Raw genomic sequence first — 18618 nt, forward strand, 5'->3', positions numbered from 1 at the left:
GCGATCGGGCTGCGCCGGGCGGGCTGGCGGGTGACGGTCCTCGACCGGCGGGCCGAGCTGGAGCGGTACGGCACCGCCTTCGGCATCCACCCCACGGCCCAGGCCGCGCTCGACCGGCTCGGCGTCGGCGACGCCTTTCGCGCGCGGGCGGTGCCGTACCGCGACGGACGCATCCGCACGCCGGCCGGGCGGGTGCTGGCGAGCCTGCCGCTGGAGCGCATCGAGCGCAAAGCCGGCCGGCCCGAGCTGCTGATCTCGCGCCCCTACCTGCTCGACGCGCTGCTCGCGGCGCTGGACGTGCCGGTGGCCTACCGGGAGAACGTCTCGGACGCCGCCTCGCTGGCCGGCGAGTACGACCTGGTGGTCGGCGCCGACGGGATCAACAGCGCCGTACGGGCCACCGTGTTCGGCAGGCGCGGCGACGTACGGCACGTCGGCACCGTCACCTGGATCGGCGTCGCCGGCTTCGAGTCGCTTGTGCACGGCGAGACCTGGGGCCGCGGGCGGTTCTTCGGCCTGACGCCGATCGAGCCCGGCCGGACCAACTGGTACGCCGCGGTGCCCGAGGCGACCACCCCCGCCGACCTGCGCACGCTCTTCGCGGGATGGCACGACCCGATCCCCCGCATCCTGTCCGAGTCCGACCCCGATTCGTGGATCCGGTACGAGATGCGGCACCTGTACCCGGCCCTGCCCGCCTTCGTCCACGGCGGCAAGGTGGCTCTGGTCGGCGACGCCGCCCACGCGATGACGCCGAACCTCGGGCAGGGCGCCTGCACGGCCATCCTCGACGCGGAGGCGCTCACCCGCGCCGTCGCCCGCCACGGCGTGGCCGGCCTGCCGCCGGCCCTGCGCGCCTACGACGCCGAGCGCCGCCGCAGCGCCCAGCGGGTCGCGTTCGGCTCGCGGACGCTGCACCGTTTCGTCCGGACCGAACGCGCCGGGCTGCGCGACTCGCTGGTCCGCCTGCTCCCGTCCTGAACGCCCGAGCCGGTACGCCCGCTCCCGCCCTGAACGCCCGAGCCGGTCCCCTCGCTCCTGTTCGGGACGGCCGAGCCCGTCGCGGCGCCAAACGATAAATTACTATCGTTTCCAGGAAGGCTATGTCAGTTCGGCAGTCGATCCCTTTCCAGGAGATGACATGAGCGATTCCATGACGTTGCCCCTGCACATGCGGCGCACCGCCTTCGATCCCGACCCCGAGCTCATGACGGCGCGCGAGGAGGAAGGCGTCCGGCGGGTGCGTACGGCGTTCGGCCTCGACGCCTGGCTGGTCACCCGCTTCGCCGACGTGCGAGAGGTGCTCGGGGACGCCGAGCGCTTCAGCAACGCCGGCACGAGCCGGTTCCAGTTCCCCGGCACCGCGGACGTCAGCGAGGAACAACGCAGGAAGATGCGGGCGGGCAACCTGCTGGCGTTCGACCCGCCCGAGCACACGCGGCTGCGCCGGATGCTGACGCCGGAGTTCACGATGCGCAGGATGCGCCGTCTTGAGCCGCGCATCCGCGACATCGTCAGCGACCATCTCGACGCGATGGAGCGCACCGGGCCGCCGGCCGATCTGGTCACGGCCTTCGCCCTGCCGATCCCGTCGCTGGTGATCTGCGAGCTGCTCGGCGTGCCGTACGAGGACAGGGACGACTTCCAGCGGCGTACCAACCGGCTGCTGGACATCTCGCAGCCGCCCGAGGTACGCGTGGCCTCGCAGCAGGAGTCCCGCGCGTACATGACCGACCTGGTCGGCCGGGCCCGGGCCGAGCCCGGCGAGGACATGCTGGGCATGCTGATCCGCGAGCACGGCGACGACCTGTCGACCGAGGAGCTGACCGGCGTCGCCAACCTGCTGCTGCTGGCCGGCCACGAGACCACCTCGAACATGCTCGGCCTCGGCACCCTCGCCTTCCTGCGCCATCCCGACCAGCTCGACCTGCTGCGCAAGGAGCCCGAGCGGATCGGCGCCGCGGTGGAGGAGCTGATGCGCTGGCTCAGCATCATCCACTCGGGCATGTCCAAGGTCACCACCACCGAGGTCGAGCTGTCGGGCAAGCGCATCCCCGAGGGCGAGATCGTGGTGTGCTCGCTGCCCGCGGCCAACCGCGACCCCGAGTTCATCGACGATCCGGGCCGTTTCGACATCGGCCGCGGCGACCTGGGGCACCTCGCCTTCGGCCACGGCGTGCACCACTGCCTGGGGGCGCCGCTGGCCAGGATGGAGATGCGGATCGCCTTCCCGGCGCTGTTCGAGCGCTTCCCCGGCCTGCGCGAGACGGAGACCCCGGCGGAGTTCCGTTCCTTCCACATCGTGTACGGCCTGACCACCTTCCCGGTGGCCTGGTGAGCCGCTGTCCCTCTTGCCTGCCACGGGCCGGCTGCTAGCGTTCGACCTGTGCACGAGCAGCGACAGAGAGCCGACGCGCTGCGCAATGCCGACAAGATCGTCCGGGCCGCGATCGCCGTGCTTCGCGAGAGCGGCCCCGACGTCCCGCTCGACGAGATCGCCCGGCACGCGGGGATCGGGATCGCCACCGTCTACCGGCGCTTCGGCGATCGGGACGGCGTGATCAGGGCGGCCTTCCAGACGTACTTCGCCGAAGAGGTCGAGCCGCTCGTGCTGGCCACGCGCGGTGCGGGCGACGCGGGCCGCGCGCTGGCCGATGCGCTCGGCGGGACGGTCGACACCCTGGCCACCCACCATGGCCTGCTGAAGGCGGCCAGGGAGTCGGGCGCGATCACGGTGGACATCGCCGAGCGCTTCATCGGGCCGCTCGGCATCGTGCTGGCCAGGGCGCAACGACACGGCCAGGTACGCACCGACCTGGTCGTCAGGGACCTGGCGGCGATCCTGGTCATGGTGCTGGCCACCGTGCATCCGTCGGACCCGGGCCACGGCGACGCCCGCCGCTACCTGGCCCTGCTGCTGTCCGGCCTGCGCCCGTCGGCCGACGTGCTGCCCCCGCCCTCCGCCCGCCCGCTGAGCCCCGCGCGCCTGCCGTGGAGCGTGTAAGAATCTCCCATATGCCCGACCCCATGCTGCGCCGGGCGGCGCGCGTCCTCATTCTCGACCAGGACGAACGCGTGCTGCTCTGCCGCCTCGACCTGACCTCCGAAGGCGGGCCGGTCGTGTGGGCCGCGCCGGGCGGCGGGATCGAGCCCGGCGAGTCCGGCCGCACGGCCCTCCGCCGCGAGCTGGACGAGGAGATCGGCTTCGACCTGCGGGGCGAGCCCGCGCACGTGTGGCGGCAGGCGGCGGTGGGCCCCCGCTACGCGCCGGGCTACGACGGGGTGCGGAACGACTATTACGTGGTGCGGACCGAGAGCTTCGAGCCCCGCGGGGCCTTGACGGACGAGCGGCTGGCGGCGGAGTTCATCACCCGGTTCCGGTGGTGGAGCGTGGCGGAGATCGCCGCGTACAGGGGGACGGAGGTGTTCTCGCCGCGCGCGCTCGCCGACCTGCTGGGCTCCTTGCTGGCCGACGGCCTCCCCGCGCGGCCGCTCCTGCTCGGATTGTGAGCGGCGGCTATTCTCCGGTGAGGCCGTCCACCGACTCCCTGATGAGGTCGGCGTGCCCGTTGTGCCGGGAGTATTCCTCGATCATGTGAACCAGGATCCAGCGCAGGCTGGGCACCAGGCCGTCGGACCACGCGCGCGCGGCGAGCTGGTCCAGCCCTCCGCCGGCCAGTGCCTTGTCGGCCAGGAGGCGGGAGCGGGCCACGGCGTCCGCCCAGAGCGTACGCAGCTGCTCAGGCGAGTCGCCGGCCGCCGAGTGCCAGTCCCAGTCGGGGTCCGCCGCCCAGTCCACCGTGTCCCATGGGGGCTGCCTGTCCTGCCCGTGCAGGTAGTGCGAGAACCAGTGATCCTCGACGTAGGACAGGTGCTTGAGCATCCCGCCCAGGGTCAGCGGCGAGCCGCCGACCGTCGCCGACAGCCCGGCCGCGTCCAGGCCCGCGCACTTCCACTCCAGGGTCGCCCGATGGAACTCGAGGAAGCCCAGGAGGGTGGCGGTCTCGTCGGCGGCAGCGGGCGGCTCGGGACGGCCCTGCTCGTCCAAATCGGTCATGGACGGTGAGTCTAGGGCGACCGGATCGGCCGGCCGCGCGGCGGGCCCAAGGCGGGCTCCAGAGCGGGCCCAAGAGCGGGCCCAAGAGCGGGCCCCGGGCGGGCTCCGGGCGGGCCCAGGTAGCCCCGGGCGGGAACGCGAAAAGCGCGCACCTCGAAGGGTGCGCGCTTTCTGCCGGATCGATCAGGCGGCGTACTGCGGGTAGCCGTAGCCCACGACCTGCGAGGTCGGACGGACGCGCTGCTCGACCTTGCCGTTGCCGGTGTTGCCCTCGATCGTGGAGATCGTGCCGTCGCCGTTGTCCTTGACCACGAAGCCGACGTGGTTGATGGCGCTCAGGTCCTTGCTGCCGCTCCAGGAGAAGAAGACCACGGCGCCGGGCTTGGCCTCGGTGCCCCAGCGGTCGTTGGCGGCGAACCACTTGGCGTGGGCGACGGTGTAGGCGTCCCAGCCGACCTGCGAGCGGGCGCCGGACTGCTCGCCGACCCAGGAGACGAACATCGAGCACCAGGCGGCGTTCGCGTAGTCCTGCCTGCTGCCGCCGTCACGCTGGACAGTCTCGGCGGCGCGGGGGGAGTCCACGTACCACTTCTGGAACTTGGTGCCGCCGCCGGCCGCGTTCTCGGACGTGCCGACCTGGGCCCTGGCCAGGTCCAGCACCTGCTGGGCGGTGACGTTCACCTTGGTCTCACGGCCCTTGGCGGAGCGCTGCTCGGGGCCGCTGTTGGCGTGTACGCCCTGAGCGGCGGCGGCGTGCTGCTGGGTGTCCGCGTTCACCGCGGCGTGGGCGCCGAGGGCGGAGGCGGCGATGGTCGCGCCGAGCGCGAGCTTGGCGATCTTCGGGGCATGGATGAGACGGGTAATGGCCATCAGGTGATCTACTCCTTGCTTCCATACCGCTTACCGGGTTAGCTGACGGATTCGGGCGTGGAAGCTGCCCTACGGCACGTTGACGTGCCGATTCACCCCAGTTGAGACTTGGGTCCCCGGTTCCGCACACAGGCGGATTCAGCGGTCACAGGCGATTTCCCTGTGATGCATGTGATGGGTGGGACGCCCGCAGAGTGCGTGACGTCGGTAGCGCGGTCCGTGTAGATACTCGCTGCGATGGCTGCGGCCTTGGCTCCGCGTACGACATGTAGAACACGCCCCTGACCTGGGTAATTCCCGGGTCACGAAATTTCCATGCAAAGTACTCGGAGCCCCTATGAACGCCATGAAACACACAGGAACCTGGCGCATGAGGCCCACTATGCGGCAAGCAGTCCGCCTTCGAGGGGTAGGGCCAGCCCTACCGCGGATACGGCCGCGAGCAGGGTCGAGGCGGCCCGCCCCGCGCCCGTAGCGTCGTTCCCATGAGACCCCTCCAGCGCCTCGCCACCGACACCCGCTACGTCCTGATCGGCTTCCCGGCCGCCGTCGTCATGTTCGCCACCGTCGTCACCGGCGTCGCCGCCGGTCTCGGCAGTGCCGTGGCCTTCGTCGGCCTGCCGATCCTCGCCGCGACCGCCGCCCTGGCCCGCAACCTCGCCGACATCGAGCGCGTCATGCTCCCCGGCGTCCTCGGCCACCCCGTGGCCCGCCCGCAGTACGCCGCCGCCCCCGAGGGCGCGGGCGCCCTCCGCCGGCTGCTGAACCCGCTGACCAGCGGCCAGGCCGCCGCGGACCTGCTCTACGGGATCATCGCGTTCCCCTTCGCGATCGCGTCCTTCGTCCTCGTCACCGTCTGGTGGGCCGGCGCGATCGCCGGGCTCACCTTCCCGATCTACGGCTGGCGGATCGCCGCCATCCCCGGCTCCGAGGTCTCCCTGCCCGGATGGCTCGGGCTCGGCCACAGCGACCTGGCGTTCGTGGGCTTCTACACCGTGGCCGGGGTGCTGTTCGCGCTGACGCTGCCGGCGGTGGTGCGGATCGCGGCCCTGCTCAAGGCGAGTGTGGCCCAGGTCATGCTCACCCGCGCCGCCTACCCCGCCCCCGCCCCGTCCCCGTACGCCGAGGCCGCCTGGTCGGCGAGCCGGTAGCCCGCGCTCCTCCCGGTAAGAGGCCGCATTACCTGCCGGGTAATCGACCGCGGACCGCAGAAAGCGACACGATGGCTGTGGTCCACTCAAAGAGGAGCAATCATGACGCGGGAAATCGTGCAGGAGCTGTTGCGCCGGATGGGCGCAGGTGACCATGACGGGGTCGCGGAGCTGTTCGCGGACCGGATCGACTGGCAGCTCAACTGGCCCGCCGCCGGGCACCCGGCGGTGCCGTGGATCCGGCAGCGCACCGGGCGCGGCGACGTGGGAGAGCACTTCCGGATGCTGTCCGACTACCACGTGCCGGAGCTGAACGGCACGTCGGTGACGCGGATCCTGGTGGACGGGGACGACGCCGTCGTCCTCGGGCACATCGTGCAGACGGTCAAGGAGAGCGGGCGGGAGTACCGTTCGCCGTTCGCGTTGCATCTCACGGTCGAGAACGGGCTGATCACCCGCTACCACATCTATGAGGACAGCCTCACGGTCGCCGAGGCGCTGGCCGGGTGATGTCCGGCTCTACCGGCCCAGGTCCACCTGGGCCAGGCGGCCGGCGTCGGAGCGGATGTCGATACGTATCCGGCCCGGCGGAGGTGACCGCTGGCACGAGGGCCGTCGATCCGCTAGACATCTGGTCATGACGGAAAATGATCTACATTTACCCCTGTCGAACGGCTTGCTCAGGCGAGGGTTCCTGGTGGCGGGAGCGGCCGCGTTATCCGCGCTCGCGCTGGGATCCAGGCGACCGGCGTTCGCGGCCACCGTACAGACCGCGGGGGTGGCGCCGGCCGCGCTGGCCGGCTTCGACAACGTGCTGAAGACCTTCATCGTGGAACGCGGGATCTCCTGCGCGCAGCTCGCCATCACCAAGAACGGCAAGCTCGTGCTGGCCAGGGCCTACCGCTACAGCGACGACCCCTCCGTGCCGAAGTTCACGCCGACCTCGCTGTTCCGCATCGCGAGCCTCAGCAAGCACATCACCGCTGTGGCGATCATGCGGCTGGCGCAGGACGGCAAGCTCAGCCTGGGGGCGTCGGTCGCCGGCCTGCTCGGGCTGCCGACCACGGCCGACGCCAGGCTGGCGAACGTGACGGTGTGGCGGCTCCTGCAGCACACGGGCGGGTGGGACCGCGACATCTCGGGCGACTACCTGTACATGGACCACACGATCTCCACGTCCCTCGGCGTCTCCCTGCCGATCACCCGCGACCACATCGTCAAGTACGCCTCCGCCCGCCCGCTCGACTTCGCCCCCGGCAGCAGGTACGCCTACAGCAACTACGGTTACCTGCTGCTCGGCCTGATCGTCGAGAAGGTGTCGGGCCTGGCCTACGAGACGTACGTCAAGCAGAAGATCCTGGCGCCCGCCGGCATCACCCGCCTGCGGCTCGGCCGTACCCTCAAGGCGCAGGCCGCCCCCGGCGAGGTCGTCTACGAGTCGGCGCAGTCGAAGCCGACCGTCACGGACGCGTCCGGCACGGTGGTGCCGGCGCCGTACGGCGCCTTCAGCATGGAGAACCGCGGCCCGGGCGGCGGCTGGCTGGCCTCGGCGGTGGACCTGGTGCGCTTCGCGCGCATCCTCGACGCGCCCGGCACGGTCCTGAACGCGACCTCCATCGGCAGGATGGTGGCCAAGCCGGAGATCGGCGTCACGGAGAGCGGCGCGTGGTACGGGGCCGGCCTCTGGGTCCGCCAGGTGACCGGGCACCTCAACACCTGGCACGACGGCGGGCTGCCGGGGACCTACACCTACACGGCCCGGCTGCAGAACGGCTTCACCTACGCCGCCCTGTTCAACCGGACCGAGGAGAGCGGGTCGCCGGACTTCAACGTGCTCAGCCCGCTCATCAACGCCCAGATCGGCAAGGTGACCACCTGGCCGACGACGGACCTGTTCCCGCGCTACGCCTGATCCCACGACATCCTCAACTCTTGAAGACATCAAGAGTTGAGGATATAAAGGGATGGTGAGAGAAGAGACGCCGGAGGACGCGTTCTTCCGTGAGGTCGGCGGCGCCTGCGCCGAGCTGCGGCAGGCGTTCGCCCGGCACGTGGGCCTGAGCCCGCACCGCGTGCAGCTGCTCGTCCGGCTGCGGCGTGACGGCGAGAGCAGCCACAGCGACCTGCGCCGGACGCTGGGCATCGACGGTGCGAGCGTCACCAGGCTGGTAAAGGAGTTCGAGGCCGAAGGGCTGATCGGCCGCCGCTTGGACCCGGCGGACAACCGCTACACCCTGGCCGCGCTGACCCCCGCCGGCGAGCGGGCCGCGGCCGAGCTGGAGCGGTCACATCAGGCCTACCAGGAGCGGCTGCTCGACGGCATCCCGCCGCACCAGCAGGAGATCGTGCTCGACGTGCTGCGCCGGGTCCGTACGAACATGACGGAGAAGGGGAGCCGATGACCGAAGACGTACGAGCCGCCGCCGGACGCATGTACGCGGCGTTCAACGCCCGCGACAGCATGCACGGCGTGCCCGGCGGGCGGCCCGCCACCATGCTGGAGATGTTCCGGGTGCGTGACGGGCGTATCGCCGAGCTGTGGGGGCTGTCCTCGCCGCGACGCGACTCCTGAGACGTTCCCAGGGGCGAGCGCGCTTACGCGGCCGGCTCCTCGTCGCGGGGGAAGAAGGGCAGCTCCAGGTAGACGCGGTCGGCGGCGGCGAGGATCTTCGCGGCGTCGTCGACCGGCGGGTGGATCTGCTGGTTGATCCGCTTCTTGATGGCCGCGCCGTCCGCGCCCGAGGCCATCACCCTGCGGTCCCAGCCCCGGGTGAAGATCCCGCCGGCGCCGCCCAGGTCCAGGCAGGTGACGTACGGGCCGGGGGTGAAGTCGCGCAGCGGCACGCCGAGCAGGTCGGCCGCCGCGTTGTACCCCGCCACCTTGCCGAGCGGGGTGGCGTGCTGGCAGGCCTGCATGACCGTGTGCTCGTCGTCGAACGCCGCCATGGCCGCGTCCCCGGCGACGAACACCTCGGGAAGGGCGCGCAGCCGCCGGTCCACCGGCACTCGGCCGAGGTGGTCGAGCTCGCCGGAGATCTGCCGGGTGAGCTCGCTGGCCCTCATCCCCACCGACCAGACCACCGCGTCCGCTCCGGCTTTGGTGCCGTCCGAAAGGACGGCGTACCCGTCGCCGACCTCCGTCACCGTCGTCCCGAGGCGGCATTCGATGCCCAGCTCGTCCAGCGCCGCCTCGATCTCCTTGCGCGGGCCGGGGCCGAGCTCGCCTCCGACCACCTCCGACCGGTCCACCAGCAGCACCCGGCCCCTGGCGGCCAGCGCGGTCGCGATCTCCAGACCGGTGAACCCGGCGCCGACGACCACCGCGGAATAGTCCTCCCGGTCGCGCAGCAGGCCGGTGAGCCGCCGGGCCCCGTCCAAGGTGTCGATGTCGAAGAGCCGTTCGGCGCCGGGCAGGCCGCTGGGCCGGACGAGCTTGCTGCCCGCCGCCAGCACCAGGCGGTCATAGCCGATCTCCTCGCCGCCGGCGACCACCACGCGGCGGCCGGTGTCGATCGTGCTCACCCAGGCCCGCAGGTGCTCGACGCCGATCGGCTCCAGGATCCTGCGCAGCTCCACCTTGGCCAGCTCCGGCTCCGGCTCGTACAGGCGCGGCCGCAGCACCAGGTGCTCGTCCGGCGCGATGAGCGTGATGCGCAGGTCCGCCTCCCCGCGCGCCAGCGCCGCTCCCGCCGCACTCCACACGCCCGCGAAGCCGCCTCCGATGATCACAACGTGCGCCACTGTCTCGTCCTCTCTCAGCCTCGCCCCCGGGGATCCGGGGGCTCGGCAGGGAGACAAGACGGCGGGTTCAGATGTGACCGATGCGGGCGAGCTTCTCCGGATTGACCAGCCTCCTGAACGCCGTGATCCGCCCACCGGCGATCTCCACGGTGTCGAGCCAGACCAGCTCGCCGCCCTGGTAGGTAGCCAGAGCCGGCTGCCCGTTCACCTCGATGATCTGGAAGGCGTCGGGCCGCCTCATCTCGATCTGCCTGACCGCCAGCCGGGCGATCAGCTCGGCGCCCCGGATCGGCCGGCGCGCGGCGGTCGCCTTGCCGCCGCCGTCGGCGACGTAGACGGCCTCGGGGTGCAGCAGCTCGACGAGCCCGCCGATGTCGCCCGCGTCGGCGGCCGCCTTGAACGCCTTGAGCACGCGTTCGGTCTCGGCCCTGGAGGCCCGGGGCCGCTCCTCGACCTCGGCGACCCGGGCCCGCGCGCGCGAGGCGAGCTTGCGGCTGGCGGCGGGCGTGCCGCCGAGCACCTCGGCGATCCGGCCGAACGGGAAGTCGAAGACGTCGTGCAGTACCAGCGCGACGCGTTCGGCGGGGGTGAGCCGCTCCATGACGACCAGCATCGCGGTGCTCACCGACTCGTCCATGAGCAGCCGGGCGGCGGCGTCGGGCCCGGTCAGCAGCGGTTCGGGCAGCCAGGGCCCGACATAGGACTCACGCCGGACGCGCGCCGACTTCAGCACGTTGTACGACGTCCGGGCGGCCAGGGTCACCAGCCAGGCCCGCAGATCCCGCACCTCGGACAGGTCGGCGGCGGCGGCCCGCAACCAGACCTCCTGCGTCACGTCCTCGGCCTCGGTCACGGTGCCGAGGATCCGGTAGGCCGCCCCGAAGACCGCGGGGCGATGCGCCGCCCAGTCGCCCTCCGCCAGCGCGCCGGTCAGCTCCATCCTCGGCCTCCTCCCCGGTCGGACCGGCGGACGACCTCCGATCCTAGACAAACCGCCGTGATCATCGATCGAGCAGGGCCGCGGCCATCTGCTGGATCGAGCGGGTGAAGCGGCGCGGGTCGCCGGGCGGCGTCATGTGGCGGATCAGATCGCCGTCGAAGACCGCGAGCAGGGCGTGGGAGAGGAAGTCCGCGTCGAGATCCGGGCGTCCTTCTGCGAACAGGGCGCTGAGGTGGCGGTGCCAGGACTGGTAGCTGGGGTCGTCGTACTTGTCCTCCGCGCAGGCCTGCCCGTGCGCGGACAGCAGGACGGCGTTGCCTTCGGCGATCGCGCCGAGCCCGTCGAGGAAGGCGAGCATCCGGTCCCGGGCGGGCGCTCCCGGCCCCAGGGGCGGCGGTCCGTTCACGACCGCGTCGCGCAGCTCGCGGGACCTTTCCTCCAGCAGCGCCTGCAGCAGCCCCGCGCGGCTGCCGAAGCGGCGGAACACGGTGCCCTTTCCGACTCCGGCGAGGGCGGCGACGCGGTCGAGCGACACATGGTCCCCGCCGCCTTCGGCCAGCAGCTGCTCGGTCGCGCGGAGCACCGCACGCCGGTTGCGGGTCGCGTCGGCACGCTCGGCGCGCTGCTGGGTCATCGGTATCCCTGCCCTAGACGGACTGTCAGTCCACATATGTTATCGTGCGCTAACCGGACTATCGGTCCGCATGATGCCCCCTCGTTCGTAAGGAGTCCTCCATGGACATGCGCGCGCTCGTCGTCGATCCCGGCGTCCCCGGTTCCCTGCGTCTCGGGACCGCGCCCGAGCCGGAGGCCGCTCCCGGCCAGCTGGTGCTCGATGTGCGGCACCTCTCGCTCAACCGCGGCGAGGTGGAGTTCGCCGGCCGCCGCCCGGCCGGAACCGTGCACGGCTACGACGCCGCGGGAGTCGTCGTGCGCGCCGCGGCGGACGGCACCGGCCCCGCCGCGGGGGCCAGGGTCGCGGCGTTCGGCGCCGGGGCGTGGGCCCAGCGGATGGCCGTGGAGACCACCGCGGTGGCCGAGGTCCCCGCCGAGGTCGACCTCGCCGACGCCGCCGCGCTGCCGATGGCCGGCATCAGCGCGCTGCGCACGCTGCGCTCCCGCTCCGTCCTGGGCCGGCGGGTGCTGATCACCGGCGCCGCCGGGGGAGTCGGCCGGTACGCGGTCCAGCTGGCGGCCCTGGGCGGCGCCCACGTCATCGCGTCGGTGGGGTCGCCGGCCCGCGCCGCCGGGCTGAGCGAGCTGGGCGCCCACGAGGTGGTGGTCGGCCTGGAGGGCATCGACCGGCCGGTGGACCTCATCATCGACAACGTCGGCGGAGCGCAGCTGGTCGCGGCCTGGGAGCTGCTCGCGCCGGGCGGGGGCGTGCAGAACATCGGCTGGGCGTCGGACGAGCCGGCGGTGTTCGCGCCGTACTCGATGTTCTTCGTCGGCCCGGCCAAGACGATGAGCACGTTCGGCGACGTGCACGAGGTCGGCCCCGATCTGCGCACCCTGCTGGAGTTCACGGCGGCCGGGCGGCTCTCCCCGGAAGTCGGCTGGCGCGGCTCCTGGGATCGCGTCACCGAGGCCGCCCAGGCGCTGCTGGAGCGGCGCATCGCCGGTAAGGCGGTTCTGGACGTGGAGCCGTAGGGCAGCAGGGCCGTCAGTGACGCGTCGGGTGAACCGCCCCGCTCATCCGGGACCCGCGGTCCCGGCGCCGCGGCTTTCCTCCCGGGCGGCACGCAGGACGACGGCCAGGAAGACCACGCCCACGCCGATGCTCAGGGCGTGCTGAACGACCGCGACCATCGCGTACTCGGCCGTCGCGAAACCTCCGGGCCGCAGGATCACCATCGGCAGCTTCCAGCAGCTCCACGCGAACAGCGATCCTGCGGCCCCGAAGGCCAGCGTCATCGGGATCCACCGCCGGAGCCGGGCCGGCCGGCAGCGCGTGATCGCCCGGACGCTCCAGACCCCGAGCAGAGCCCACAGCGCGGAGCTCGCGTTCAGCAGCCGTCCGTTGAGATCCCAGTGGTCGCGATGAGCCGGGTCCAGGCCCAGCGTCCCGCCCAGCGCCCAGGCGGACCAGAGCAGGCCAAGCCCGGCGGCCACGGCCATCGCCACCGTGACCGGTGCCGACGGGCGGGGCCGGCCGTCGCCGGCCCGGCCGATGAAGGCCCGCGGCCATCTCTCCCGCAGATAGATCGGCAAGGCCACGGCCAGGCCCACGGCCATCCCGGCGAAGCCGATGGCGAGGAAGACCGTCTCCGCTCGCGGAGCCGAGGCGGAGTCCTCGCCGCCACCCAGATCGACCCCGAGCGCGCCGAGCACGCCTTTGACCACCGAGTAGGGAAGCAGCGGGACCAGGAAGCCCGCGCCCACCCAGGAGAAGAAGACCACCGGTACGCCCGGCAGCCGGCGGCCCCATCGCTGGGCCAGCGCCAGCCCCAGCGCGACCCCGGTCACCGCCATCACCACGGTGACCGCGTTCAGCAGCACCCAGTCGAGGGTCCCGTAGTCGTCCGGACCGTGCCCGAGCAGCGCCGCAGCGACCCAGAAGACCTTGACCGCCAGGTAGAGCGACATGCTGAGCGCCGCGACCCAGCCCGCGATCCTGCGCACCGTGCTCCATCGCGCGCCCACCCCCGTTTCGGCGGGGAACCCACCCGAACCTCGCGTCATTTGACCCCCAACCCGATGCCTGCCGATCTCGACGCGCCTCGAGTGTTGCCGGGGTGCCGATCGGGCGGGATCCCCCGAAGGTGTGAAAAGGCCCCCTGCACGGGGGAGCAGGATCAGCCTGGGCCCGTTCTCATCACGTCACGGACTGGCCGCCCTGGTCCAGCAAGGCGTTGATCATCTCCTGGAGTTCGGCGCGTCCGGTGGTGCCGAGCGCGCCGGACAGGGCCTGGGCCAGCTTGTCGAAGGGGTCGTCCGTCGGCAGCTCTTTCACCTTCTCGGCCAGCTCCGCCACGCTCCACTGCCCGTCCTTCTGGACGTGGCCGCCGATGGACCAGCCCTGGTTGACCGCGACCGTGCCGCCTCGTACCGACAGCACCTGGCCGGTGAGCGGGCAGGCCGGACTGGCCAGGTAGGCGGCGACGGGCGCGCTCGCGGCCGGGTGCAGGGGATCGAACCGGGTCGCCGGCGGTTCCTGGCTCATGCCGGGGACGCCGAGGGTGAGCCTGGTGCGGGCCATCGACGGCGAGATGCAGTTGACCCGCACGCCGTAGCGGCCCAGCTCAAGGGCGGCCACGGCGGTCAGCGCCGCCACCCCGGCGTTGCCCGCCGCGTAGGAGGCCTGCGCGGGCAGCGGGTTGAGCAGCCCGGAGCCGGAGGAGGTGTTGACGACGGCGCGGTCTACGCGGGCGCCTGCCCGGAACCGGTCGCGCCAGTGGCGGGCCGCCCAGCGCGTCACCGCGAAGGTGCCCTTGAGCTTGACGGCCAGGACGTCGTCGAAGTCCTCTTCCGACAGGTCGGTCAGGCCCATGTTCCGTTCGATGGTCGCGTTGTTGACCACCACGTGCAGGTCGCCGAAGGACTGCACGGCCGTCTCCACCATGCGGCGGGCGCCGGCCCAGTCGGCGACGCTGTCGGTGTTGGCCACGGCCTGCCCGCCAGCCGCGGTGATCTCCTCGACGACGCCCGCCGCCACGCCGGCGTCGCCGCCGCTGCCGTCGATGGCGACGCCGGGATCGTTGACGACGACCTTGGCGCCCTCGGCCGCGAAGAACAGCGCCTCCTCCCGCCCGATGCCGCGCCCCGCTCCGGTGATGAGGACGACACGTCCGTCCAGACTCCCCATGCTGACCACCCTTCGATCGCTACAGTCTATATACTCATTCAGTGTATGCACTATTACATACTCTGTAGTAAAGTGGCTCACATGGTGGAGAAAGCGGGGCTGCGGGAGCGCAAGAAGCAGCGCACCAGGCAGGCGTTGATCGACGCGGCGGTGCGCCTGTTCGAGGACAGGGGCTACGACCAGGTGACCGTGGCCGAGATCACCGACGCGGCGGAGGTGTCCCCCCGCACCTTCTTCCTCCACTTTCAGACCAAGGAGGACGTGCTCCTGGCCGACACCGACGTGCGCGTCGATCTGGCGCTGGCGGCGATCGCCGAGCGCCCCGCAGGGGAGCAACTGTCCGAGGTGCTGGTGCGGGCGACGGACCAGATGATCGTCAACGCCTGGGATCGCGACCTGTCCAGCGGCCTCGCGGCGCTTCGGGCACGGCTGGCGGCCTCGGAGCCGGCGCTACAGGCCCGGCTGATGCAGCGCTACCTGGCGGTGCAGGCCGAGCTGGCCCGGGCGCTGCAACTGGCCTACCCCGACCGGCTCGACCCGACCACCGCCTCCGCCCTGGTCGGCGCGATGGTGGGCGCGGTCAGCGCGGCCGCGCTGACCGCTCTGCAGCGCGGCGACGGCCCCGACGAGGTGCGCGACGCCATGCGGCAGGCCATGGCCCTGGTGGTGCGATCGGTTGCCTGATCGCCGGACGGCCGGCGGTCAGGCCTTTTCGGCCGTGAGCCAGGCCGCCAGCCCCAGGTAGACGAGCCCGCTGCCGACGTCCAGCCGGCGCCGGGCCCGCGCCGATCGCCGGACGCGATCGGCCAGCGCCGAGCTGAGCATCGCGTACGTGCCGTCGCTGGCCATGCCCAGCACCACCCAGACCAGCCCGAACACCAGCATCTGCCCGGCGACCGGCCCGGCCGCCGGGTTGGTGAAGCCCGGCAGGAACGCCAGGAAGAAGATGGCCGTCTTCGGGTTGAGCACGTTGACCACGAACCCTTCCCAGAACATCCGCCGCCCCGACTGGTGCGGCATCTCCGCGATCTCCTCGCCGCCGCCCCCGCGCATGAGCTTGCGGACCCCGAGCCAGACGAGGTAGGCGATGCCGGCGTACTTGACCACGGTGAACGCCGTCGCGGAGGCCGCCAGCAGCGCGCTGATGCCGAGCGTGGCGGCGGCCACGTGCACCAGCGAGCCCGCGTGCACACCGAGCGCGGAGATCAGCCCGGCGGTCCGGCCCTGCGCGACACTGCGGCTGACGATGAACACCACAGCGGGACCCGGCACCAGCAGGATGGCGAGCGTGGCCGCACAGAAGAGGGCAAGTGTCGCGAGATCGGGCATGAACCTCATCCTAAGGAAGGTCGTCAAGGGCTTTTCGGCGCGACCGCCGGCCGCGCCGGAAGGGCACCTCCACGGCGGGCTCGGCGCCGGATGGGCGCTCGGGATGCCCGGCTTCCCCTGGGCCACAGCTGCCGCCCGGCACGCTCAGGGCGGCACCTGCTCCGCGCCGTCGAGGCCCGGCCAATCACGACATAGCATGATCTAATGGACATTTTGCGGCTCTCCACGGATGCGCGGCAGCGGCGCAGTTCCGAGATGCGGGCGTTCCTCCGGTCGCGGCGAGCCCGGGTGACGCCCGCCGACGTGGGCATGCCGGCAGGCGAAGGCCGCCGTACGCCCGGGCTGCGGCGCGAGGAGGTGGCGGTGCTCGCCGGCGTGGGAGTGTCCTGGTACACCTGGCTTGAGCAGGGACGCGACATCAACGTCTCCGCGGACGTCCTGGACGCCATCGCCAGGGTGCTGCGCCTGGAGCCCGCCGAGCGCGAGCACCTGTACCTCCTCGCCGGCCTCAATCCGCCGCAGGCGGCGCCGTCCGGAGGCCAGGTCTCCGATGCCGTGCGACGGCTGCTGGAGGGCTGGCTGCCGCGGCCCGCGTACGTCATCGACCGGCACTGGAACGTCCTCGCGCTCAACCGCGCGGCGGAGATCGTGTTCCAGTGCACCGAGTACGACCACAACTGCCTGGTCAGCTTCTTCACCAACGCCCGCTACCGCGCGGCGGTCGTGGACTGGCACGACGCGGCGCGAGCGATGATCGGCCTGTTCCGGGCGGACGCCGCCCGCTACCCGGACGATCCCGAGTTCGGCCGCCTGGCCGCCGACATGTGCGCCGCGAGCCCCGCCTTCGCCGAGATCTGGGCGGAGCTCCCCGTGGGCGGCCCCACCCACGGCACCAAGGCCCTGAACATCCCGGGGCTGGGGACGCTGACCTTCGAGGCCACGACCCTGCCGCTGCCCGAGCTGCCCGGCCACCGCCTGTCGCTGCACACCCCCGCGCCGGGGACGGGTACGCAGGCCCTGCTGGAGCGCTTGGTGGTGGTGCCAGACCCAGGTTCAGCCGACACTGCCGCGCCGGCTCGCGCCGCCCGATGATGGCGGCATGACGCGATTCACGAACAGAACCGTTCTGATCACCGGCGGCACCAGCGGCATCGGCTTCGCGACCGCGCGCAGGCTCCTCGACGAGGGCGCGTACGTCGTCATCACCGGCCGCGACCAGGCCCGCCTCGACAGCGCGGCAGAGCGCCTGGGCTCCGAGCGGGTCCTGCCGGTCCGCGCGGACGTCAGCGTTGACGCCGACCTCGATCTCCTCATGCGACGCATCGAGACCTGGCGCGGCACCCTCCACGCGGTCTTCGCCAATGCCGGCATCGCGGACTTCAGGCCGGAGTTCACCCCGAAGGACTTCGACCACACCGTCGGAATCAACTTCAAGGGCGTGTTCTTCACCATCCAGAAGGCGCTGCCGCTGATGGGAGAGGGAGGCGCCGTCGTCATCAACGCCTCCTGGACCCTGCACCGCGGCCTGCCCGTGGCCTCGCTCTACGCCGCGAGCAAGGCGGCCGTGCACAATCTCGCCCGCACGCTCGGCACCGACCTCGGGCCGCGTGGCATCCGGGTCAACTCCGTCAGCCCCGGCTACATCGAGACCGAGATGTACCGATCCGCCATCGACCCCGGCGCGGAGACCCGCATCACGGCGGAGGTGCCGCTCGGCTCGCTCGGCCACCCGGACGATGTCGCCGCCGCCGTCGCCTTCCTGGCCTCGGACGACGCGTCGTACATCACCGGTCAGGACCTCGTCATCGACGGCGGCCTCGTGGGAGCGGCGCCCCTCGGGCTGCGCCTTTGACCGCCGCAGATGCCGCGTGCCGGTTGTTAGGGTGGACGCCTTGATCGACGCGAGGGCGGCGGCAGCACATGCGGGTGACGATGGCGAGCGTCGCGGCACGGCCGGGCCGCACGAACGAGGACTTCACCGGCGCCATGCCGACGGCAGCGGTGCTGGTCGACGGCGCCGGCATCCCCGGCGCCGAATCGACCTGCCGGCACGGCGTGGCCTGGTACGCCACCCGTCTGGGCGGCAGCCTCCTCGGCCTTCTGGCACGCTTACCAGACCGCAGCCTCCCGGCCCTGCTCGCCGAGGCCATCGAGCAGGTGACGGACGATCACCAGGACACCTGCGACGTCGCCGACCCCATCAGCCCGTCGGCCACCGTGGCCGTCCTGCGACTGTCCGGCGGTCTGGTCGAGTATCTGGTGCTCGGTGACTCGTTCCTCGTGCTCGGCAGAGCGGACGGGGCGCCGCTCGTCGTCTCCGACCCCCGGGAAGTGATCATCAGCCGGTCCTACCTGCCCGCGCTCGCGGCCGTCCCCGAGGGCGGCGACGAGTACCGCCGGATCCTCCAGGACCTGCGCGCCAACCGGAACCGGGCGGGCGGCTTCTGGGTGGCCAAGGACGACCCGCAGGCGGCGGACGAGGCGATCACCGGAAGCTGCCCGATCTCCGAGCTGACCGGCGCCGCCCTGCTCAGCAACGGCGCCAGCCGCATCGTGGACCGGTTCCAGCTCACCGACTGGCCGGGGGTCCTGGCCGTCCTGGCGTCGAGCGGACCCGCTGAGATCATCCACCAGGTCCGGCAGGCGGAGGCGCGTCACGGGGTGGCGGCCGACGACGCGACGATCGCCCACTGCACCGGCCTCGGCGCGGCCTGACCTCCGAGCA

22 protein-coding genes and 1 riboswitch are annotated in these 18618 nt (G+C 72.0%); of the genes, 14 read left to right on the plus strand and 8 right to left on the minus strand.

Features of this window, described 5'->3' with window-relative positions:
• The 4 genes from ETD85_RS07980 to ETD85_RS07995 form a co-directional block, all read left to right on the plus strand.
• Nucleotides 1-981, plus strand: a 981-nt coding sequence (locus tag ETD85_RS07980; RefSeq protein ID WP_138688969.1) for an FAD-dependent oxidoreductase, incomplete at its 5' end; no start/stop codon positions are given.
• 160 nt (nt 982-1141) lie between these two features.
• Entirely contained in the window at nt 1142-2338 is a 1197-nt protein-coding gene (locus ETD85_RS07985; protein WP_138688970.1) for a cytochrome P450, read from the plus strand.
• Between the two features lie 48 nt (nt 2339-2386).
• Nucleotides 2387-3004: a TetR/AcrR family transcriptional regulator gene (locus ETD85_RS07990; protein WP_138688971.1), complete on the plus strand. Its 618-nt coding sequence runs from the start codon at nt 2387-2389 to the stop codon at nt 3002-3004.
• Nucleotides 3005-3015: 11 nt separating this feature from the next.
• The gene (locus ETD85_RS07995; RefSeq protein WP_138688972.1) at nt 3016-3510 is read left to right on the plus strand and encodes an NUDIX hydrolase; all 495 of its coding nucleotides are present in this window, start codon (nt 3016-3018) and stop codon (nt 3508-3510) included.
• Between the two features lie 7 nt (nt 3511-3517).
• Here the strand turns inward: ETD85_RS07995 and ETD85_RS08000 are convergent, their stop codons facing one another.
• Both ETD85_RS08000 and ETD85_RS08005 read right to left on the minus strand, forming a co-directional pair.
• Nucleotides 3518-4057, minus strand: a complete 540-nt coding sequence (locus ETD85_RS08000; RefSeq protein ID WP_138688973.1) for a DinB family protein — start codon at nt 4055-4057, stop codon at nt 3518-3520.
• Nucleotides 4058-4240: 183 nt separating this feature from the next.
• The gene (locus ETD85_RS08005) at nt 4241-4927 is read right to left on the minus strand and encodes a CHAP domain-containing protein (protein WP_138688974.1); all 687 of its coding nucleotides are present in this window, start codon (nt 4925-4927) and stop codon (nt 4241-4243) included.
• A gap of 12 nt (nt 4928-4939) precedes the next feature.
• Nucleotides 4940-5081: riboswitch (cyclic di-AMP (ydaO/yuaA leader) on the minus strand.
• Between the two features lie 331 nt (nt 5082-5412).
• On the opposite strand from ETD85_RS08005, the gene ETD85_RS08010 reads away from it, so the two are divergent.
• The 5 genes from ETD85_RS08010 (at nt 5413) to ETD85_RS62945 (ending at nt 8650) form a co-directional block, all read left to right on the plus strand.
• Nucleotides 5413-6078, plus strand: a complete 666-nt coding sequence (locus tag ETD85_RS08010) for a sensor domain-containing protein (RefSeq protein ID WP_138688975.1) — start codon at nt 5413-5415, stop codon at nt 6076-6078.
• 102 nt (nt 6079-6180) lie between these two features.
• Nucleotides 6181-6588, plus strand: coding sequence for a nuclear transport factor 2 family protein (locus tag ETD85_RS08015; protein ID WP_138688976.1), 408 nt, complete (start codon nt 6181-6183; stop codon nt 6586-6588).
• A 127-nt stretch (nt 6589-6715) separates the two neighbouring features.
• Nucleotides 6716-7990, plus strand: a complete 1275-nt coding sequence (locus ETD85_RS08020; protein WP_138688977.1) for a serine hydrolase domain-containing protein — start codon at nt 6716-6718, stop codon at nt 7988-7990.
• Nucleotides 7991-8042: 52 nt separating this feature from the next.
• Nucleotides 8043-8480 (plus strand): MarR family winged helix-turn-helix transcriptional regulator, encoded by a 438-nt coding sequence (locus tag ETD85_RS08025; RefSeq protein WP_138688978.1) that lies wholly within the window; start codon nt 8043-8045, stop codon nt 8478-8480.
• On the plus strand, nt 8477-8650 hold the full coding sequence (locus tag ETD85_RS62945; protein WP_170246564.1) for a hypothetical protein: 174 nt from the start codon (nt 8477-8479) through the stop codon (nt 8648-8650). Before ETD85_RS08025 ends, ETD85_RS62945 begins: the two co-directional genes overlap by 4 nt.
• Nucleotides 8651-8673: 23 nt before the next feature.
• On the opposite strand, the gene ETD85_RS08030 is transcribed toward ETD85_RS62945, so the two are convergent.
• The 3 genes from ETD85_RS08030 to ETD85_RS08040 form a co-directional block, all read right to left on the minus strand.
• Nucleotides 8674-9819 carry an NAD(P)/FAD-dependent oxidoreductase gene (locus ETD85_RS08030; protein WP_138688979.1) on the minus strand — a complete coding sequence of 382 codons (1146 nt, stop codon included), beginning with the start codon at nt 9817-9819 and terminating at the stop codon, nt 8674-8676.
• 67 nt (nt 9820-9886) lie between these two features.
• On the minus strand, nt 9887-10759 hold the full coding sequence (gene sigJ / locus ETD85_RS08035; protein ID WP_138688980.1) for an RNA polymerase sigma factor SigJ: 873 nt from the start codon (nt 10757-10759) through the stop codon (nt 9887-9889).
• Between the two features lie 61 nt (nt 10760-10820).
• A complete protein-coding gene (locus ETD85_RS08040; protein ID WP_206058167.1) occupies nt 10821-11393 on the minus strand; it encodes a TetR/AcrR family transcriptional regulator in 573 nt (190 codons plus the stop codon).
• A gap of 101 nt (nt 11394-11494) precedes the next feature.
• Between ETD85_RS08040 and ETD85_RS08045 the strand changes: the two genes are divergently transcribed.
• Nucleotides 11495-12409, plus strand: coding sequence for a zinc-binding dehydrogenase (locus ETD85_RS08045; RefSeq protein WP_240779021.1), 915 nt, complete (start codon nt 11495-11497; stop codon nt 12407-12409).
• 42 nt (nt 12410-12451) lie between these two features.
• On the opposite strand, the gene ETD85_RS08050 is transcribed toward ETD85_RS08045, so the two are convergent.
• Together ETD85_RS08050 and ETD85_RS08055 are read right to left on the minus strand one after the other, a co-directional pair.
• Nucleotides 12452-13381, minus strand: a complete 930-nt coding sequence (locus ETD85_RS08050; RefSeq protein WP_206058168.1) for a hypothetical protein — start codon at nt 13379-13381, stop codon at nt 12452-12454.
• A gap of 193 nt (nt 13382-13574) precedes the next feature.
• Nucleotides 13575-14564 carry an SDR family NAD(P)-dependent oxidoreductase gene (locus ETD85_RS08055; protein WP_138688982.1) on the minus strand — a complete coding sequence of 330 codons (990 nt, stop codon included), beginning with the start codon at nt 14562-14564 and terminating at the stop codon, nt 13575-13577.
• An 81-nt stretch (nt 14565-14645) separates the two neighbouring features.
• Between ETD85_RS08055 and ETD85_RS08060 the strand changes: the two genes are divergently transcribed.
• Entirely contained in the window at nt 14646-15248 is a 603-nt protein-coding gene (locus ETD85_RS08060) for a TetR/AcrR family transcriptional regulator (protein WP_138688983.1), read from the plus strand.
• 18 nt (nt 15249-15266) lie between these two features.
• Here ETD85_RS08060 and ETD85_RS08065 read toward each other — a convergent pair whose 3' ends face one another.
• Nucleotides 15267-15893 (minus strand): LysE family translocator, encoded by a 627-nt coding sequence (locus ETD85_RS08065; protein ID WP_138688984.1) that lies wholly within the window; start codon nt 15891-15893, stop codon nt 15267-15269.
• Between the two features lie 204 nt (nt 15894-16097).
• Here ETD85_RS08065 and ETD85_RS08070 point away from each other — a divergent pair, with 204 nt between their 5' ends.
• From ETD85_RS08070 to ETD85_RS08080, 3 genes are all read left to right on the plus strand, one after another.
• On the plus strand, nt 16098-16985 hold the full coding sequence (locus ETD85_RS08070; RefSeq protein ID WP_138688985.1) for a helix-turn-helix transcriptional regulator: 888 nt from the start codon (nt 16098-16100) through the stop codon (nt 16983-16985).
• A 7-nt stretch (nt 16986-16992) separates the two neighbouring features.
• Complete coding sequence (locus ETD85_RS08075) at nt 16993-17745, plus strand: SDR family NAD(P)-dependent oxidoreductase (protein WP_138688986.1); 753 nt, start codon at nt 16993-16995, stop codon at nt 17743-17745.
• A gap of 68 nt (nt 17746-17813) precedes the next feature.
• The gene (locus tag ETD85_RS08080; RefSeq protein WP_206058169.1) at nt 17814-18608 is read left to right on the plus strand and encodes a protein phosphatase 2C domain-containing protein; all 795 of its coding nucleotides are present in this window, start codon (nt 17814-17816) and stop codon (nt 18606-18608) included.
• Nucleotides 18609-18618 lie beyond the last annotated feature (10 nt).

The organism is Nonomuraea zeae (assembly GCF_005889725.1).
GTDB classification, from domain to species: Bacteria; Actinomycetota; Actinomycetes; order Streptosporangiales; family Streptosporangiaceae; genus Nonomuraea; species Nonomuraea zeae.

Coding starts and splice junctions, on each gene's coding strand:
- ETD85_RS07985 (WP_138688970.1), top strand. CDS start 1,142: ATGAGCGATTCCATGACGTTGCCCCTGCACATGCGGCGCACCGCCTTC.
- ETD85_RS07995 (WP_138688972.1), top strand. CDS start 3,016: ATGCCCGACCCCATGCTGCGCCGGGCGGCGCGCGTCCTCATTCTCGAC.
- ETD85_RS08000 (WP_138688973.1), bottom strand. CDS start 4,057: ATGACCGATTTGGACGAGCAGGGCCGTCCCGAGCCGCCCGCTGCCGCC.
- ETD85_RS08005 (WP_138688974.1), bottom strand. CDS start 4,927: ATGGCCATTACCCGTCTCATCCATGCCCCGAAGATCGCCAAGCTCGCG.
- ETD85_RS08010 (WP_138688975.1), top strand. CDS start 5,413: ATGAGACCCCTCCAGCGCCTCGCCACCGACACCCGCTACGTCCTGATC.
- ETD85_RS08015 (WP_138688976.1), top strand. CDS start 6,181: ATGACGCGGGAAATCGTGCAGGAGCTGTTGCGCCGGATGGGCGCAGGT.
- ETD85_RS08020 (WP_138688977.1), top strand. CDS start 6,716: ATGACGGAAAATGATCTACATTTACCCCTGTCGAACGGCTTGCTCAGG.
- ETD85_RS08025 (WP_138688978.1), top strand. CDS start 8,043: ATGGTGAGAGAAGAGACGCCGGAGGACGCGTTCTTCCGTGAGGTCGGC.
- ETD85_RS62945 (WP_170246564.1), top strand. CDS start 8,477: ATGACCGAAGACGTACGAGCCGCCGCCGGACGCATGTACGCGGCGTTC.
- sigJ (WP_138688980.1), bottom strand. CDS start 10,759: ATGGAGCTGACCGGCGCGCTGGCGGAGGGCGACTGGGCGGCGCATCGC.
- ETD85_RS08040 (WP_206058167.1), bottom strand. CDS start 11,393: ATGACCCAGCAGCGCGCCGAGCGTGCCGACGCGACCCGCAACCGGCGT.
- ETD85_RS08045 (WP_240779021.1), top strand. CDS start 11,495: ATGGACATGCGCGCGCTCGTCGTCGATCCCGGCGTCCCCGGTTCCCTG.
- ETD85_RS08055 (WP_138688982.1), bottom strand. CDS start 14,564: ATGGGGAGTCTGGACGGACGTGTCGTCCTCATCACCGGAGCGGGGCGC.
- ETD85_RS08060 (WP_138688983.1), top strand. CDS start 14,646: ATGGTGGAGAAAGCGGGGCTGCGGGAGCGCAAGAAGCAGCGCACCAGG.
- ETD85_RS08065 (WP_138688984.1), bottom strand. CDS start 15,893: ATGCCCGATCTCGCGACACTTGCCCTCTTCTGTGCGGCCACGCTCGCC.
- ETD85_RS08070 (WP_138688985.1), top strand. CDS start 16,098: ATGGACATTTTGCGGCTCTCCACGGATGCGCGGCAGCGGCGCAGTTCC.
- ETD85_RS08075 (WP_138688986.1), top strand. CDS start 16,993: ATGACGCGATTCACGAACAGAACCGTTCTGATCACCGGCGGCACCAGC.
- ETD85_RS08080 (WP_206058169.1), top strand. CDS start 17,814: ATGCGGGTGACGATGGCGAGCGTCGCGGCACGGCCGGGCCGCACGAAC.